15 protein-coding genes are annotated in these 17806 nt (G+C 63.6%); 1 reads left to right on the forward strand and 14 read right to left on the reverse strand.

Annotation, left to right across the window (positions count from 1 at the left end; translation table 11 throughout):
• Positions 1-88 precede the first annotated feature (88 nt).
• The 14 genes from AC1D06_RS28270 to AC1D06_RS28335 form a co-directional block, all read right to left on the reverse strand.
• Positions 89-955 (reverse strand): hypothetical protein, encoded by an 867-nt coding sequence (locus tag AC1D06_RS28270; RefSeq protein WP_477989173.1) that lies wholly within the window; start codon positions 953-955, stop codon positions 89-91.
• A gap of 105 nt (positions 956-1060) precedes the next feature.
• The gene (locus tag AC1D06_RS28275; RefSeq protein ID WP_477989175.1) at positions 1061-2698 is read right to left on the reverse strand and encodes a dipeptide ABC transporter ATP-binding protein; all 1638 of its coding nucleotides are present in this window, start codon (positions 2696-2698) and stop codon (positions 1061-1063) included.
• A complete protein-coding gene (locus AC1D06_RS28280; protein ID WP_477989176.1) occupies positions 2695-3561 on the reverse strand; it encodes an ABC transporter permease in 867 nt (288 codons plus the stop codon). The genes AC1D06_RS28275 and AC1D06_RS28280 overlap by 4 nt, the downstream gene beginning before the upstream one ends.
• Positions 3558-4538 (reverse strand): ABC transporter permease, encoded by a 981-nt coding sequence (locus AC1D06_RS28285; RefSeq protein WP_477989177.1) that lies wholly within the window; start codon positions 4536-4538, stop codon positions 3558-3560. Before AC1D06_RS28285 ends, AC1D06_RS28280 begins: the two co-directional genes overlap by 4 nt.
• On the reverse strand, positions 4535-6178 hold the full coding sequence (locus AC1D06_RS28290) for an ABC transporter substrate-binding protein (RefSeq protein WP_477989178.1): 1644 nt from the start codon (positions 6176-6178) through the stop codon (positions 4535-4537). The genes AC1D06_RS28285 and AC1D06_RS28290 overlap by 4 nt, the downstream gene beginning before the upstream one ends.
• A gap of 52 nt (positions 6179-6230) precedes the next feature.
• A complete protein-coding gene (locus AC1D06_RS28295) occupies positions 6231-7637 on the reverse strand; it encodes an LLM class flavin-dependent oxidoreductase (protein WP_477989179.1) in 1407 nt (468 codons plus the stop codon).
• Between the two features lie 146 nt (positions 7638-7783).
• Complete coding sequence (locus AC1D06_RS28300; protein WP_477989180.1) at positions 7784-9052, reverse strand: acyl-CoA dehydrogenase family protein; 1269 nt, start codon at positions 9050-9052, stop codon at positions 7784-7786.
• 73 nt (positions 9053-9125) lie between these two features.
• Entirely contained in the window at positions 9126-10514 is a 1389-nt protein-coding gene (locus tag AC1D06_RS28305; RefSeq protein WP_477989182.1) for an LLM class flavin-dependent oxidoreductase, read from the reverse strand.
• A 187-nt stretch (positions 10515-10701) separates the two neighbouring features.
• A complete protein-coding gene (locus AC1D06_RS28310; protein WP_477880380.1) occupies positions 10702-11970 on the reverse strand; it encodes an SfnB family sulfur acquisition oxidoreductase in 1269 nt (422 codons plus the stop codon).
• Between the two features lie 88 nt (positions 11971-12058).
• On the reverse strand, positions 12059-13306 hold the full coding sequence (locus AC1D06_RS28315) for an LVIVD repeat-containing protein (RefSeq protein ID WP_477880382.1): 1248 nt from the start codon (positions 13304-13306) through the stop codon (positions 12059-12061).
• A 1-nt stretch (position 13307) separates the two neighbouring features.
• A complete protein-coding gene (locus tag AC1D06_RS28320; RefSeq protein WP_477880383.1) occupies positions 13308-13607 on the reverse strand; it encodes a hypothetical protein in 300 nt (99 codons plus the stop codon).
• Positions 13600-14388 carry an ABC transporter ATP-binding protein gene (locus AC1D06_RS28325; RefSeq protein WP_477880385.1) on the reverse strand — a complete coding sequence of 263 codons (789 nt, stop codon included), beginning with the start codon at positions 14386-14388 and terminating at the stop codon, positions 13600-13602. Before AC1D06_RS28325 ends, AC1D06_RS28320 begins: the two co-directional genes overlap by 8 nt.
• Positions 14388-15386: an ABC transporter permease gene (locus tag AC1D06_RS28330; RefSeq protein WP_477989184.1), complete on the reverse strand. Its 999-nt coding sequence runs from the start codon at positions 15384-15386 to the stop codon at positions 14388-14390. Before AC1D06_RS28330 ends, AC1D06_RS28325 begins: the two co-directional genes overlap by 1 nt.
• Before the next feature lie 11 nt (positions 15387-15397).
• The gene (locus AC1D06_RS28335; RefSeq protein ID WP_477989186.1) at positions 15398-16447 is read right to left on the reverse strand and encodes an ABC transporter substrate-binding protein; all 1050 of its coding nucleotides are present in this window, start codon (positions 16445-16447) and stop codon (positions 15398-15400) included.
• A gap of 321 nt (positions 16448-16768) precedes the next feature.
• Between AC1D06_RS28335 and AC1D06_RS28340 the strand changes: the two genes are divergently transcribed.
• Positions 16769-17806 (forward strand): isopenicillin N synthase family dioxygenase, encoded by a 1038-nt coding sequence (locus AC1D06_RS28340; RefSeq protein WP_477880389.1) that lies wholly within the window; start codon positions 16769-16771, stop codon positions 17804-17806.

Consider the following 17806-nt stretch of genomic DNA (forward strand, 5'->3'; position numbering starts at 1 on the left):
CGGGAAGCCCCCTCATCTGCCCTTCGGGCATCTTCTCCCCGATGGGGAGAAGATGGAGGCCGCCGCAGCGCCGCAACATCCATCACTATCAATACCAGCCCTGGCTTTTCGCCGTCTTCTCTACCAGGTCAGCATAGTCCTTGCCGATCTCGTTCAAGCTCTTGACCAAAGCCGAGTCCTTGCCGCCGAGGCGGGAAACATAGTCCTCGCCGGCTTTCGACTTGTCCCAGTCATTGCCGACGAAACGGGCGCTGGCCTTGCCGGTGTCGACAATCTCGGGTTTCGGATCGCCGAAGGCAGCAGCAGTGCGCGTCAGCCCGTCGAGAAACGCTCCATCGTCCAGGCCGCTATAGGGCTTGCCGCTGGAATCGGTGACGTTGAGGAAGATCTGCTCGTCGCCGAAGGCGGTATAGCCACCGCCCAGTCCCTTCTGCGCGGCATCGGCCTGTTCGAAGAATTTTTGCGCGACGGCAGCGTCGAGACGGTCTTTCGGAAAGCGCACGACCACGAACCCGGTCTGGCCGGCCTTGTCGTCGAGACGCGAGACAAGCACGCTCCACTGATGGAAGATATAGCCGAACGAGGCAGCAAGACGGTCCGCCGCGGCATCGTCGATCTCGCCCTGGCTTTGCAGTGACGCATTGGTCTTCAACAGATAGCCGCCGGGCGTCACCTCCGAGGTCAACACTTTCGGATCGATCCCATTTGCCGTCACGATCCTGGGAACGATCTCCTGTAACACCTGCGAAGAGAAGGCCGCGCGGTCGTCATAGCTCGCCTTGGTAAGGCCGGGTAGTGCGAAGCCGACCGACGGCGTCGCCTCGTAGGACAGAAGCACACGCTCGCTGCCAAAGGCCGTGCTGCCGATCGCCAACGGCAGAAGGGCGGCAAGGAAGGCCGAGCGCGCCCTGGTGAAAAACGGACGGGGTTTCCCGGTGGGATTTGTATGGCTCATGGCAGTGGTTTCCTTTCGGATTCGACGTTGATTTTTCGGGTTTCGACGTGATCCGGACTTTGCCGGACGGGCGATCGCCCGCGCCGGGTCTGGCGGCTGAGGGAATCAGGCGTGCGCCAGTTCCGAGGCGGCGACCAGTTTGCGAGTGAACGGATCCTGCGGGTTGGCAAACACCTCTTCCACCGGGCCGCGCTCGACGACGCGGCCATCGCGCATGACAAGCACCTCGTCGCTGATATGGCGGATGACGCCCAGATCGTGCGAGATGAACAGGTAGGAAATGCCGAGTTCGTCCTGCAGGTCGGTCAGCAGATCGAGCACCTGCGCCTGCACCGAGACGTCCAGCGCCGAGACCGGCTCGTCGCAGRTGACGATCTTCGGACTGGACGCCAGCGCCCGGGCGATTGCCACACGCTGGCGCTGGCCGCCGGACAATTTCAGCGGCCAGCGCCCGACCGTCTCGGGAGGGAGACGAACTTTTGCCAGGAGATCGACGATGCGCCTCGGATGATCCTTGCGATCGACGCCCGCGGCATCCAGCGCATCGGAGAGGATATGGCCGACATTCCAGCGCGGATCGAAGGACGACAACGGATCCTGGTAGATGACGCCGATCTCGCGCCGCCGGGCGCGGCGCGCGGCTTCGGTGACGCGATTTTTGCTGTCGCTCGACGTTACCCATGGCCGGCCGGCGAAATCGACCTGGCCATCGTCGGGGCTGACTAGGCCGAGCGCAATGCGGGCGACGGTGGTCTTGCCCGAGCCGGATTCGCCGACAATGCCAAGCGTGCGGCCGCGTGCAACGGCGAAGCTGACCGTATCGACGGCGAGCCGCGCCGTGCCGGCGGGACCGGCATAGGTCTTGCGGATATGGCGCACATCGAGCACCGTCTCGTCGTTCCAGCCCGGCCGCGGACGTGCCGCCGGCCGCTCGCCGGAGAGCCGCGTGCCGCGCGGATGCCGGCCGGGCACGGCGTTCAACAGCGACCGCGTATAGGGGTGCCGCGGATTGCCGAGCACGTCTTCGACAGGCCCCTGCTCAACGACGTCGCCGTGGTTCATCACCACGACTTCATCGGCGAGTTTCGACACGATATTGAGGTCGTGGCTGATGATCAGCAGGCCGTCGCCGCGCGCCTTGATCGAGGCGAGCAGCGCGATGATCTGCGCCTGCACGGTGGAATCGAGCGCCGTCGTCGGCTCGTCGGCGATGACGATCGCCGGATCGAGCGCCAGTGCGGTGGCGATCAGCGCCCGCTGGCGCAGGCCGCCGGAGAGTTCGTCGGGCCGCTGCAGCGCCCGGATTTCCGGTTCCGGCACGCCGACGGACTGCAAGAGTTCTATGATCCGCACCTTGCGGCTGTTGCGGTCGCCCCAGCCATGCGCCGTCAGCGCCTCGTTGATCTCGGCGCCGACCGGGCGCAGCGGATCGAGCGACACCAGCGCGTCCTGCAGCACGAAACCGATGTCGCGACCGCGGATGTTCCGCCATTGCCGCTCCGTCAGCCGCGTCAGGTCGAGATCGCCGTAGGAGAGCCGGCCGGCGGTGATGCCGGCGCCATCGCCCGCAAGGCCGACGAGGGTTCGGGCGGTGACGCTCTTGCCCGAACCGGATTCGCCCACCAAAGCCACGGCGCGGCCGGGCGCGACGCGGAAGGAGATATTGCGCACCACCGTGCGGCGTGCTTCGCCCGTGCCGAGCGCGACCGAGAGGTTTTCGACGATCAGCGGCGCCTTGGTCATCGGCCACACCCTTCCAGCAATTGTTGCAGATAGCGGCCGAACACCGTGGTCGACAGCGTCGTCAGCACGATGAACAGGCCGGGGAAGAAGGTCAGCCACCAGGCACGGCTGACGAAATCGCGGCCCATGGCCAGCATCGTGCCCCATTCCGCCGCCGGCGGCTGCGCGCCGAGCCCGAGGAAAGAGAGTGCCGACGACCAGACGATCGCCTGGCCGACGCCCATGGTCACCATGACGATCAACGGCCGCATGACATTGGGCAGGATCTGGCGCCAGATGATCCGGGCCGGCGAATGACCAAGCGCACGGGCCGCCTCGATATAGCCGGCGCGGCGGACCGAAAGCGTCTGGCCAAAAATCATGCGTCCATAGCCCGGCGCATTGCCGACGCCGGTGGCGATCACCAGCGGCCCGAGGCCGCCGCCGAGATGGGCGGCAAACAGGAGAGCCAGGATCAGCGTCGGGAAGGAGAACAGCACTTCGAGAATCCAGCCGATCACCCGCTCCGTCGTCTTGCCGCCGAGCCCGCCGATCATGCCAAGCGTAATCGCAAGCGCCATGGAGACGGCGACCGCGCCGATGCCGAGCAGCAGCGATTGCCGCGCGCCATGGATGAGGCGGGAGAAGACATCGCGGCCGGATTGGTCGGTGCCGAAGACATGGCCCCATTCCGGCCCGTGGAAGGCAAAACGCGGCGCGATCTTCAACGGATTGAGCGTCGAAAACAGTTCCGGCGCAATCGCCGCCGCCGTGAGCAACAGCAGGAACAAGATCGCCAGACTGGCGCCAAGTGGCGGAAGAATGAGCCTGCTGAACGTCCAGCGGCTTTCATAAAGCGGAGATGTCGAAACGGGTGCGCTCATGCCGGTTTCACCTTCAGACGGGGATCAACGATGATGTAGAGGATGTCGACGATCAGGCTGGCGAGGATGTAGACGACCGTGACCACCAGCGTCACACCGATGGTGAGCGGCATGTCCTGCACCGTCACCGCCTGGTAGAGCACCCGCCCAAGGCCCGGCCGCGAAAAGATCACCTCGATCAGCACGGCATTGCCGATCAGCGAGCCGACCGCCCAGGCCGACAGGCTGATGCCGGGCAGCATGGCGTGGCGCAGCGCATGCCGCCAGCGCACCGACCAGTCGCCCAGGCCGCGGGTGCGCGCCGAGAGGATGAACGGCTGGTCGAGCGCCAGTTCCAGCGATTCCCGCGTCACCTGGCCGAGAAAGCCGGCGAGCGGAATGGCTAGCGCCAATGTCGGCAGCACCAGGCCGAGCAGGCTGCCGTCGCTCTGCGGCGGAAACCAGCGCAGGCCGAAGGCGAACACCGCCAGCAAGACCAGGCCGAGCCAGAACTGTGGCAGCGCCGCGATCACCGTTTCCACTGCCGAGCCGAGGCCACTGACGAAGCGGGGGCGCCTTGTGGTCGCCAGCGCCGATCCGGCCGAGATCAGCCATGCGACGGCGACGGCCGAACCCGTCAGCCAGATGGTCGGGCCGGCCTGCTCGGCGATCACGTCGATCACCGGCTGGTGCTGCGAGAAGGATGTGCCGAGATTGCCATGCAGCAGCCGGCCGATATGCAGCAGATATTGGATGTAGAGCGGCTTATCGAGGCCGAATTCCTGGATCGCCAGCGCGATCGTCTCCGGTGTCGGATTGGCGGTCGGGCCGCCGAGCACGGCCCTGACCGGATCGCCCGGCGTCAGCCGCAGCGCGAAGAACGTGACGCTGGCGGATGCCAGGAGCACCAGCGCCCCCGATAAAAGGCGCTCCAGCACCCGCCAGCCGATCCGGCCCAGCCGGCCGGATGCGTTCAACCGACCGGCCGCGACACTCATTTTTTCACCCAGGCGTCATAGAGTTCGGTGACTGTGAGCGACGGCTCCAGCCGCACGCCATGGGCGGTCTTATAGACGCCGAGCCGGGTGCTCTGCGGGAAGGTCAGCACCTGGATAAAGTTCGAGGCGATGATCTTCTGCGCCTGATAGTAGAGTTCACGCCGTTTGGCTTCGTCAGTGGTTTCGAGCGCTTTGTTGACGACGTCGTCGAATTCCTTGTTGTCGAAGCCGGTGGCATTCTGGTGATAGCCGCCCGAACCGGCAGCGCCGATGAATTCGGAAGAGAAGACGATGCGCAGCACGTCGGCGGTATTGGTGTTCCAGTATTCGCCGATGGCGTCGTAATCCCACTTGCCGTCGCGGTCGAGCCATTCGGAGAAGCCGACATTCTGCAGCTGGACGTCGAAGCCGATTTCCGCCGCCGTGGCTTGGATCTGCTCCCAGAGCGACCGTTCCGCCGGCCCCTGGAAGTCGCCGATCGGCACGTTGACGGTCAGCTTCTTGCCGTCCTTGACACGGAAACCGTTGACGTCCCTGTCCTTCCAGCCGGCTTCGTCGAGCAGCTTGTTGGCCTTGTCGGCATCGTAGTCGTAATAGCTTTTGAAATCCGGCGAGGCGAATGGCGTCACGGCGCTCAGCGGCCCGGGCGCGCGCTTGTAGCGGCCGAAGAACACGCTGTCGAGCGCACCCTGGATATCGGCCGAGCGGACGAAGGCCTCACGGACGCGGATGTCGTTGAACGGCGCCCGCTTGGTGTTGAGCGCCGCATTGGTGGGATTGCCCGGCCGATCCTTGACGATCAGCGTCAGATTGGGGTCCTTCGATGCCGCCTCTTCCGATTCCGGCGGCATGGATTCGATGACATCGACATCGCCAGAGGTCAGCGATGCGAAGCGCACCGACGGCTCGGGGACGAATTTCCACACCACCTTGTCGAGATAGGCCGGCCCCTGATGCTGCGCGGTCGGCGGCGCCCAGTTGTAGTCGGGATTGCGCTCGAGCACGATCTGGCTCTTGCGATCCCACTGCACGACCTTGAACGGGCCGCTGCCGATCGGGCTCTGGCAGTTCTCGTCGCGGCTGCGGGCCAGCGCTGCCGGCGCCTCGATGCCGAGGAAGCCCTGCGCCAGCACTTCGAGGAAAGCCGCGTACGGTTTCTTCAAAGTGACGACGGCGGTGAATTYGTCCGGCGTTTCGGTCTTCACATATTGCTGGATATAGCCGCCGGCAGTGGAGGACTGGGTCTTCGGGTTGACGATATGGTCGAGATTGGCCTTCAGTGCCGCAGCGTTGAATTTTTCGCCATTGGTGAACTTCACGTCCTCGCGCAGCTTGAACGTATAGACCTTGCCATCATCGGAGATCGTCCAGCTCTTGGCGAGCCAGGGGCCGATATGGCCGTCCTTGTCCTGCGAGACCAGCGAATCCGTATATTGCTGTGCCACGAACACTTGCGGCATGTCGCCGTCGACATGCGGGTCGAGGCAGGTGGGTTCGCGATCGGTGGCATAGATCAGCGTGCCGCCCTTGACCGGCGTTTCGTCCGCCCGAGCCGACAAAACCGTGCTGCCGAGACCGGCCGCCGCTAAAAGCGACAATGCCGATGCGGTGCCGGCCAGACGTTTGACAATGGAAGTCATCTCTCAATTCCCTCTTTGAAGATACGATGTGATTGAATGCGATGCGGCAGTGTCACTCGCCGGCCGCAAGTACTGCGGAACTTTCCAGCCGCTTGACGGCTTCGATGTCGCGATAGCGGGCGCCGGGATGAGTGTCGGGAAGATAGGGTCCGTCGCCGAACAGTTTTTCGCGCAGGGTGCCGTCGCGATAGGCCGTCGGATAGCGGCCGCGCTTCTGCAATTCGGGCACCAGCAGGTCGACAATGTCCTCGAATGTGCCGGGCTGGATCGCATAGCAAAGATTGAAGCCGTCGACGCCCGTCTCTTCGGCCCATTCCTCCAGCGCATCGGCCACGGTCGACGGCGAGCCGACGATCACCGGCCCGCCGCCGCCGATCGCGCCCCAGCGCGCCAATTCCTCGATGGTCCAGGAGCGGCCAGATTTTTCCAGCGCATCGAGCATCGAGCGAAGTTCGGTTCCCGCCGCGGTGCGCACCGGATCGGTGGGCTTGTAGCGGCCGAAATCGACGCCGGTCCAGCCGGACATGAACACCAGCGCCCCGTCATAGGAGGCGTAGCTCAGCAGCTCCTGGAATTTCGCCTCCGCCTTGGCATCGGTCTCGTCGACGATGACCGTGGTCAGGTTGTAGACCAGCAGCTTCTTCGGGTCGCGGCCGAGTGCCGCCCCGCGCGCCCTGATATCGTCGACATAGGCTTTGAGCGCCGGCTTGGCGAGCGCGCCGACGAAGACGCATTCGGCGTTGCGCGCCGCGAACCGCCGCCCCGCCTCCGACTGGCCCGCCTGGAACAGTAGGGGCGTGCGCTGTGGGGAAGGTTCGGAAAGATGATAGCCCGGCACCTGGAAATATTTGCCGGAATGGCCGATCTCGTGCACCTTGTCCGGGTCGATGAAGATGCGGCGCGCCTTGTCGCGCAGCACCGCCCCCTCCTCCCAGCTGCCTTCGAACAGCTTGTAGAGGATTTCCAGATATTCCTCCGCCACCTCGTAGCGATTGTCATGCTGTCGAAGGCCGGTCTCGCCGACATTCCTGGCGCCGCTTTCGAGATAGGAGGTGACGATGTTCCAGGCGACCCGGCCATCGGTCAGGTGGTCGGCCGTCGCCAGACGCCGGGCGAAGGTATAGGGATGCTCGAACGAGGTCGAGGCGGTGATGCCGACGCCGATATGCTTGGTGTTGATGGTGATCGGCACGGCCAGTTGCAGCGGATCGTTGACCGGAATCTGCGCCGCCTGCCGGAAAGCATGTTCCATACTGCCCTGGTAGACGTCGTAATAGCCGATGACGTCGGCAATGAAGATGCTATCGAAAATGCCACGTTCCAGCGTCTCAGCCAATTCCGACCAATAGCGGACATCCTTGTAGCGCCAGGATTGATCTCTCGGATGCGCCCACAGCCCGGGCGACTGGTGGCCGACGCAGTTCATTTCGAACGCATTGAATCGAATCGGCTTGATCATCATTTGCCTCATACATATAATCTATAGATATAGTGTATTTATAGATCGAGTCAGGAGCCGTGTTCCAAATCAAAAGGCTTTGAGAGAAAAATATTCCGACCGAAACTGGACCGGCGCGATCCCGGGACCGCGCCGTGTTATTCGCGTCAGGCCGGCGCGCTGCCGATGCGCCACTGGAAGGGCGGCGGCGTGCCGTTGACGGCATAGTCGCCGACGATGCGGTCCTTGTAGATGCGCGGATTGTGCGAGGAGAGCGTGCGCGCATTGCGCCAATGCCGATCCAGGCCATTGGGCTTGCGGGTGGCCGAGGCGCTGAGCGCATCGAAGGCGATGGTCGCGGCCTGCAGGATCAGGTCGCTGACCACGGTCTGCGCCTGGGCGACTTCGAGTTCGGCCTGGATATTGGCGCGTTCCTCCGCCTCGGCGTCGTCGACGAAATGCGCCTCGAATGCCCGCTGCACGGCGCCAGCCGCCTGCAGCACGATGGCGCCGGCGCTGTAGGCGGCACCCCGCACCCGCCCGACCACCTGCAGCACCTGCGGGTCCTGGCTCGAAAGCGGGCCGTTGGCATGGGTAAAGGTGCGCTTGCGTGCCGCCACCGCCTTGGCGAGATCATTGGTCAGCGCCCGGCCGATGCCGGCCAGCGTCGCCAGGTGATAGATCTGGTAGAAGGCCGCACCATATTTGAAGCGTTCCTCCTCGACCCTGATATCCTCGGCGGCGACAGAGACATTGGTGAAGGTCGTGGTGCCGCTCGCCGTCAGCACCTGGCCGAAACCGTCCCAATCGTCGATGACGTCGACGCCCTGAGCATGCCGGGGCACGGCGACGCCGATCGCGTTGCCCTCGCTGTCGGAGGCACCTGTGTCGATCCAGTCGGCGAACAATGACCCTGTCGTGTAATATTTCGCGCCGTTGAGGATTAGCCCATCGGCATTGGCGGAAACATGGGTGGAAAAGCGCTCGATATTGGCGCCGCCGCCGATCTCCGTCCAGGCATTGCCGGCGACTTCGCCGCCGCCGATGCGGGCGAACCAGCGCTTGCGCCGCTCCTCGATCTTGGAGTTCAGCAGGTCCTCGGTGAAGCCAAAATGGCCGCGCAGGATCTGGGTAATGTTGGAATCGGCCTCCGACAGTTCAATCAGCAGGTTCGCCAGTTCGGGCAGCGTCGCACCCTTGCCGCCGGCGTCGACCGGCAGCCGCACCGCGCCGAAGCCGGCGGCTTTCAGCTTGTTGACCGCGTCGAACGGCAGGTCGCGTTCAAGATCGCGGCGAACCGCTTCGCTCTCGATCTCCGCGAAGATGGGACGGAACGGCGCGGCGATCTGCTCATAGTTCTGTGTCGGCCCGCTGCCCCAGCCGCGTTCAGCCTGGGCGACCCCACTCTGCAGCTGTTTCTCGTTGATCTGTAACATCGTTTCTTCCTTCCAAGTGAATGAATTATCGAGCGGATCGCCTCGCGGAAATCCGCTTCCGCGGCGGCAAGGATCAGGCAAGTCCGGCTGCACGTGTCGGCTGTTCGGACCATCGGAACGAGGCACCCGTATGCCGCGCCGGCAGGCGGTCACCCTCGCCGAACAGGCGGCTGCGCAGCGTGCCCTCGGCATAGGCGGTCTTGTAGAGGCCGCGATCCTGCAGAGCCGGCACGACCACGTCGACGAAGTCCTCGTAACTCTCCGGCATCACGGTGCGGGTCATGTTGAAGCCGTCGATCTCGCCCTCTTCGATCCAGGAGGCGAGCTCGTCGGCCACATGCGAGGCATCGCCGACGATCACCGGATAGCGCCCGCCGATCGCGACTTCCTTCAGCAGCTGGCGCTTGGTCCAACCGCGCTGCTGCGCCAGCTGGGTGACGGATTGGATGGAGTTCGACGTGCCGTAGGCGATCGGATCATCGAGGCCGTAACGGGAGAAATCCACGCCGGTGCCGGCGGCAAAATGCGCCAATCCCGCCTCCGGGCTGGCATAGGGCCGGTATTCCGCCAGCTTCTCCTCGGCTGCCTTCTGCGACAGGTCGGCAACCACGGTGATGCCGACGAAGATCTTGATGTCGTCGGGCCGGCGGCCGGCGGCGACTGCGGCCTGCCGCAGCGCCCGCGACGTCTTCTGCGCCGCGGCCTTGTCGCCGGCGCTGATGAACACGCATTCCGCATGCTTGGCGGCAAATTCCCGGCCGCGGCCGGACGTGCCGGCCTGGTAGAGCACCGGCGTGCGCTGCGGCGACGGCTCCGACAGATGATAGCCGTGCGACTTGTAGAACGGGCCATCATGCGCGATCGGCCGCACCTTGGACGGGTCAGCGAAGATGCGGCGCGCTCGATCAACGATCACGGCATCGTCGTCCCAGCTTCCCTCCCAGAGCTTGTAGAGCACGTCGAGATAATCGTCGGCGCGGTCGTAGCGAGAATCGTGCTCCGCCTGCTTGTYGAGGCCGAGCGCGCGGGCCGCACTATCGAGATAGCCGGTGACGATGTTCCAGCCCATGCGGCCACCGGTCAGGTGGTCGAGCGTCGACATGCGTCGGGCAAATGTATAGGGCGCTTCGGAGCTGACATTGACGGTGACGCCGAAGCCCAGATGTTTCGTCACCGCCGCCATGCCGGACACCAGCATCATCGGATCGTTGACCGGCAATTGCACGGACTCGCGCAGCGTCAGGTCGACCGAGCCTTGATAGACATCGTAGACCCCGACGATATCGGCGAGGAAGATGCCGTCGAACAGGCCGCGCTCCAGCGTCTGCGCCAGCGAGGTCCAGTAGGACAGGTTCTTATATTCCGACGAACGGTCGCGCGGATGCGTCCAGAAGCCATGATTGATATGGCCGACGCAGTTCATGTTGAAGGCGTTGAGCAGGATCTGTTTCTTCTTGGTCATCGTCTCATCCCCAAAACCGCACGATGGCGGCCCGCAGGGCTCCGTTGAGAAAAAGCGGCCAACCGCCCCACATCACAGCGTGAGCACTGAGATGCGAGGCGGCGGCCCTCGTCATTCGACCTGGCTAGTCTTTTGCTTTGTCGCAGGTTCTTGTCGGAAAACAGTGCGACACTTTTCCGGAACCTGCTCAGCTCCAGGGATGGCGCGGCGGGTTGATGCCGTTGAGATAGAAATTGCCGACATGGAAGAATTTCCACCGCACCGGATCGTGCAGCGTGTGCGCCCGGGCATTGCGCCAATGCCGGTCGAGATTGTGCTGGGCGAGCGTCGAGCGCGTTCCGGCCAGTTCGAACAGCTTGTTGGTGGCGAGGATGGCGATTTCGGTGGTCAGCACCTTGGCTTCCGCCGTCTTCACCGTCGCCTGGGCGACGTTTTCCTCGGTCGCCTCGACCTGCGCCTTGTCGATCGCAAGCCCGGCGATGTGCAGCAGCGCCTCGGCTGCGTGCAGCCGGATTTCCAGATCGCCGATCGCCGAGACCGTGAACGGGTCCTCGCCCGCCGTTTCCTTGCCGCTGTCGATCCAGGGCCGCGACTGGGTCTTGATGAAGGCGATCGTGTCTTCGATCGCACCCTTGGCAATGCCGGCATCGATCGCCGCCTGGATGATCTGCGACACCGGGCCGGCAACGGTCGGCCGATCGAAGGCAGCCACCGGCAGCAACCGGCTGAGCGGCACGCGGACATTGTCGATCCGCACACTGCCCGACGCCGTGGTGCGCTGGCCGAAGCTCGACCAATTGTTGGTCACGGTGATCCCCGGCGCATCGCGCTCGGTGAAGACGAGGAAGCCCTGGCCGGTCTCGTCGACGGCAACGATCGGGATGATGTGCGACAGCAGCGCGCCGGTTGTGTAGAATTTTTCGCCGTTGACCACCGCCTCGGCGCCGTCATAGCTGACCTTCGTCTCGAAGGCGGCGACGGTTTTGCTGTGCAGTTCCGAGAAGGCGTTGCCGAAGCGCAGGCCCTTCAGCACCCAGCCGAAGAATTCCTTCTTCTGCGCTTCCGTGCCGTCGAGGTCGATATGGCCTGATATCGCCAGATGGTTCTGGGTGATCTGCGCAATCGAGGAATCGGCCGACGCAATGATCTTGATCACCTCGGCCAGCGTCGCATAGGACACGCCCGGCCCGCCATATTGCTTCGGCACGTTGATGCTCCAGAGGCCGCTCTGCGAATAAAGGTCCAGTTCTTCGAGCGGCAGCAGGCCCTCGCGATCGCGGAAAGCCGCTCCCTCGGAAAACGTCTCGGCAAGCTTCTTCGCCACCTCGATCGCTTCGGCATCCGATTTGATGATGTGAGCGGGCTTGGCCGGATGCGGCCGTGGCGGCACCGGATCGGCCGAGTTGACGCGCGGATGTTGCGAATAGTCGATCTTGCTTTCTGCCTGGGAACCCATGGCTGTGCTTCCTTTCGAAATGCCCGCCGGCCAGGAGCCAGGCGGTTCGGTTGCTGTTGAACCGGTGGCGCGGACCGCCACTCTCTTGTTATCCGCCATATTCAATGATGCTGAGCCCGGCATTGTAGTCGGTGGCGTAGATCAGCCCGGCGGGGTCGACGAACACATCGGCAGACTGGATCACCTTCGGGCGCGGGCGGCGGTCGATCATCCGCTCAGGTGCGGCCGGCACCAGGGCGCCGGTTTCTTTCGGCCGGTAGGGATCGGAAATGTCGAAGGCACGGATGCCGGCATTCTGCCAGGTGGCGAAGATCAGGCTGGAAGACCGGAACGTTCCGGGGCGGTTTTCATGCAGGTTGTGCGGACCGAAATGACCGCCCTTGGCCGAATAATCCGCCTCGTCGGGAATGGGAAAGGTCGCAATCGACACCGGATTTACAGGCGCGCGCATGTCGAACACCCAAGTGTGTTTGCGGCCATCCGCCTCGTTGTCGGCCACCGCCTCATCGGCGACAACAAGCAGGTCGCGGTCGATCAGCGGGAGCGCCGAATGCGTGCCGCCGCCATAGGGTGGCGACCAGTTGCGATGCACGATCAGCCGCGGCCTAGTCCTGTCGGAAACATCGATCAGCGTCAGCCCGCCGTCGCGCCAGCAGGCATAGGCGATATCGCCTTCGACCACGGCATGATGCAGCGCATAGCGCCGCCCCTCGCTCCATGTCGGCGTCTCGCCGGCGGCCTTGTTCATGCCCGGCAGCCAGAAGCGTCCGGCCTCGACGGGCTTCGTCGGATCGGCGAGGTCGACGATCAAGAGGATATAGTCGGTGAAGCCGTCGATCAGCGCCGAGACATAGGCCCAGCGGCCGCCGACATACCAGATGCGGTGAATGCCGACACCATCGACCGGGAAGAAGCCTATCCGCGACGGCCGGGCAGGCACGGAAATGTCATAGATCGCCATGCCCGCAGACCACGGCCTCGTCTTCATGGCGCCACCGGCCGTGCCGAGCGTATCGCCAATCGAAGTGGTGTAATAATCCTTCTCATCGGCAAAGGCAGCTTCTGCGAACAGGTCGAGCGCATGCACGACCAGCAAAAGGTCGTCATGGGTCTGTAGATGGATCGTCCAGGTCTTCGGCGGCGCCGGCACGAAAGTCGACTCGCCAGGCCTTTTGGGATCACGCACATCGATGATCGAAAACCCGCCGGACCAGGGGTGGGCGATATAGGCATGGCCGCGATGCACCATCAGTTGCAGCCCGTCGCCGCGTCCACCCTGATCCGAATGGCCGAGCAGGCGCATATTGCGGGCATAATCCGGCTGCGGAAATGCCATCTCAGCGCGCCTGGCCGACTCGGAACGAGCGCATGGCCACGGCAGCCAGCAGCAGCCCGCCGGCGCTCCAGAAGGCTTCAGCAGAGTAGCGGCGGATGCCGAGGAAATGGTCCTGCCGGCAGAGCGATTCTGCCAGCGAGCAGATATCGGTGTTGCGCGCCAGGCAGGGGACGACCTCGGAAAAGGTCATCGTATTGGTCTTCAAGAGTTCGTCGAAGACCACCCACCACCAGAGAATGGCAAGCGTGGTGAGCACGCCGCCGACGATCAGCAAGGCGTTGGAAAGCGAGATCCTAGTCATGGACGATGCCCAGTTTGGAGAGCAGTTCCTGGCGCAGATGCACGAGGGCGTCATCGTCGCGCTTGCGCGGATAGGGCTTGTCGACACTCACTTCGTGAATGATGCGCGCCGGCCGGTCGCTGAAGACGATGACGCGATTGGCGAGCAGCAGCGCCTCCTCGACGTCATGGGTGACGAGGATCGCGGTGAAGCCGGCATCCTGCCAGAGTTTTGTCAATTCCTGCTGCAGGCCGAGACGGGTAAGCGAATCGAGCTTGCCGAAGGGCTCGTCGAGCAGCAGCAGATGCGGATCGTTGACCAGCGCCCGGGCAATGGCGACGCGCTGCGCCATGCCGCCCGAAAGCTGGTTGGGATAGGCATCGGCGAATTTCTCCAGCTTGACGATCCTCAGCGCCTCGTCGACGCGCGATGCATGCGTCTTGAGCAGGCCGCGCGCTTCGAGCCCGGTGGCGACATTGTTGCGCACCGTGCGCCAGGGAAACAGCGTCGGATCCTGGAACACCAGGATGCGCGACGGATCGGGCGCAGTGATCGGCGCCCCTTCTTCCAGCAACCGGCCCTGGCGCGGCGTATCGAGGCCGGCGGCGAGGCGCAGCAGCGTGGACTTGCCGCAGCCGGACGGCCCGAGCAGCGCGATGAACTCGCCCGGCTTGACCGAAAGGTCGACATTGTCGAGCACGGCCAGCCTCTCGCCATTGATGACGAAGTGATGCGAGACATTCTCGACATCGAGCGCGATGGCGCGGCGTTCGACGGCAGATGGATTGACGGTGACGTTCATCAGATGAGCCCTCTTTCCTGGCCGGTCAGCAGGCGGTCGCGGGCGACGAACAGCAGCTTGACGATTCCCGAGCAGAGCAGCGCCATGATGACGATCGTGGCGTAGACATTGGCATAGCCGGAATAGGCCGTCTGGAACTGGATATACCAGCCGAGCCCGTATCGTGCGCCGAGCATTTCGGCGACGACCAGCACTGCGAAGGAATAATAGAGGCCCATGAACAGGCCGACGAAAGTGTGCGGCAGCGACGCAGGAATGGCGATCTTGGTGATCAGGTAGCGCGAATCCGCCCCCAGCGTCCGGGCGACGTCATAAAACGCCTTGTTGACCGAGGCGACGCCGGAAGCGGTGAGGATCGCCACCGGAATGCCGCAGGAGAGCGCCACAATGAAGATCGAAGCGTCGAACGTGGTCGGGAAGAAATAGAAGGTCGCGGGAATCCACGCCGTCGCCGGCACCGGCCCGATCAGCTTCAGCACCGGCATGGCCCAATAATTGAACCGCACCGACGAGCCGAGCGCCACACCAAGCACGAAGCCCACGGCAATGCCGGAAAAGAAGCCGAGCCCCCAGAGCCTGAGCGAATAGGCGATGCAGATCAGCAGCCGCTGCCATTCGACCACATAGACGTTGACCAGGCCATGCGGCGGCGAGAAGAACGGTTTCGGCAGCCAGCCGGTCTTGGCGGTCGCATATTCCCAGAGCAGGAACCAGACGCCGAGCGCGATCAGCCACGGGCCGTAATAAGTGAATTTGGCGCCGGCCRCACCCATGCGCGGCACGGCAAAGCCAAGTGCTGCAAGCACGATCGCCCCTGTCCCCATGATGGCGGCGAACAGCGGACCGCTGCCCCAGGCGATCACATCCGGCAGGGCGACCGTGACGATCGCCGTCAGCGCCCAGAACAGGGCGGCAATGAAACCGGAGGTCCAGACACCCTGCCGCAAGGACAGGGTGCCGATCCGGTCGTCGACAAAGGTCGGCGCGGCGTCCGTCATGGTTTTGGTCCTTATGCCAGGAGGTTGACCGTGATGCGCTCGGCGAACTCCTTCGGGTCCGTCGACGGGTCGAGAACCTTGACGAGCTTCAGGTCTTCCGAGGTGATGCGAATCTGCTCCACCAGTTCCGGGCCGATCGGATGATTGTGGGTCCTGAGATTGCCGATCACCGCGACAAGGTCCTCGAGGCTGAGGCCGGCCGGCTTCAGCGCTTCGAGATACCATTGCGCCACTTCTTCGACATGGCCGGAGACATATTCGTGGATCTCGATATTGGTCTCGGCGAGCCGGCGCAGCGCATCCTTGTTGGCCTGCAGGAACGGGCCATTGGCGCCGAGCACGCAGCAGGTATGGTTCTCGTAGACGCCGGTCTGGGTGTCGGCGATCAGCTTGAAGTCGAACTTCTTTTCGATCGAATAGGCCCAAGGGTCGAGATGGGCGGCGAGATCCGCATCGCCGCGCTTGACCGTTTCGCCGACGAGATCGAAGGGCACGGCCTTCCAGGTCACGTCGTTTTCCGGATCGATGCCCGCCTTCTTCAGCGTCACCTGGAAAGCGACCTGCGGCGGCGCGCCAATGCCATAGGTGGCGATGGTCTTGCCCTTGACGCCGGCGAGATCGGTAATGCCGGATTCCTTTGACGCCATAAGCCGCTGGCAGCCGCCATGCGAGCCGACGAACAGCTTGACGTCAAAGCCCTGCTCCAGCGGCTTCAGCCAGTCGCCGATCAGGCCGGCGCCGGCATCGGCCTTGTTGGTGGCCAGCGCCTGGATCAGCGTCTGGCCGCTGGCGCCCTGGTAGRACAATTCGACGTCGAGATTGTGCTTGTTGTAAAAACCCTTGGCGACGCCGAAGCCGAGCGGCGAATGGCAGGCCGCCACTTCCGTCCAGGCGAGCCGGATATGCGGCGCTGGGCCGGCGATGGCCGGGGTGAACAGGCTGTTGCCGGCAATTGCACCCGCGGCGACCACGCCCGTGCCAAGCGCCGCACCCTTGAGCACCGTGCGCCGCGAAACGCCGGCCTGGCTGGCGCTGGACGACTTGCTGTCCTGATCCGTCATATCATTCCCTCCGGATATGAGCGCTGCCCCTGCAGGCTCCGATTGCCTAAGCATAGGCGGCATTTTCGCTTAATCAATACAGTTTATAGATTTTATGTTCTAACTTTTCGATCACGAGTGAAACGAGTTTGCGCCAGCGCTGCAATCAACGAAAAATCCGTACGAAGCGATTTGCTAATATAGTATTTTTATCGTTATTTTTCATATTTTTATATCTTTTTTATAGACAATATTGCTTTATCGCATCGCACAGCCTATCGTCGCACCATCACCGCGCCGGAGACAACCGGCAGGAAAAAGACGAAAGAAAGGGAGTGCGCTGTGGCCGCTGAACAATCCTTGCCCATCCTCAATCTCGAGCGCTTCGCACCGGACCATCCGGAACGCGATGCGGCGCTCGCGGAATTGCGCAATATCGCCCATACGCTCGGCTTCTTCTATCTCTCCGGCCACGGCATCCCGCAGGAGCGCATCGACGGCGTGCTGGCTTTGTCGCGGAAATTCTTCGCCTTATCGGATGAGGACAAAGTCGAAATCCAGATGAAGAACTCGCCGCATTTCCGCGGCTATAACGGTCCCGGCCTCGAATATACCCGCGGCCAGAAGGACTGGCGCGAGCAGGTCGATTTCGGCGCCAGCCGCGACAGGCTCACCGTCAATGCCGGCGATCCGCCCTGGAAGCGGCTGGTCGGCCCCAACCAGTACCCCTCCGCGCTGCCCGAATTGAAACCGGCAATCGAGCAATGGATCGCCGACGTCACCTCGGTCGGCATCCGCGTGCTGAAGGCCTATGCCGAGGCGCTCGGCCAATCGCCCGATGTGTTCGCGCCGATCTATGCCGGCGGTCCCAACCAGTTGCTGAAGATCATCCGCTATCCCGGCCGCGACAAAACCGAGACCGACCAGGGTGTCGGCGCCCATAAGGATTCGGGCTTCGTGACGCTGCTACTGCAGGATACCGGCGCCGGCCTGCAGGTCGATGACGGCCATGGCGGCTGGATCGAGGCCAAGCCGGTGCGCGGCACCTTCGTCATCAACACCGGCGAGATCCTGGAAATGGCCTCGAACGGCTTCCTGCGCGCCAATATTCACCGAGTGGTGACACCCAAGGCCGGTACGGACCGCATGTCCGTCGCCTTCTTCCTCGGCGCCAATCTCTCCGCCACCGTACCAGTCCTGACCTTGCCGGAGGACCTGCAAAAACAGGTGCGCGGCGTCACCCAAGATCCACTCAACCCGCTGTTCAGCGAAGTCGGCCGCAATTTCCTCAAGTCGCGGCTACGCTCGCATCCCGACGTCGCCCAGGCGCATCACGCCGACCTGATCACCGAACAGCAAAAGGTCGCCGAGACCGCCTGA

This window comes from Rhizobium sp. P2_G2 (assembly GCF_056403555.1).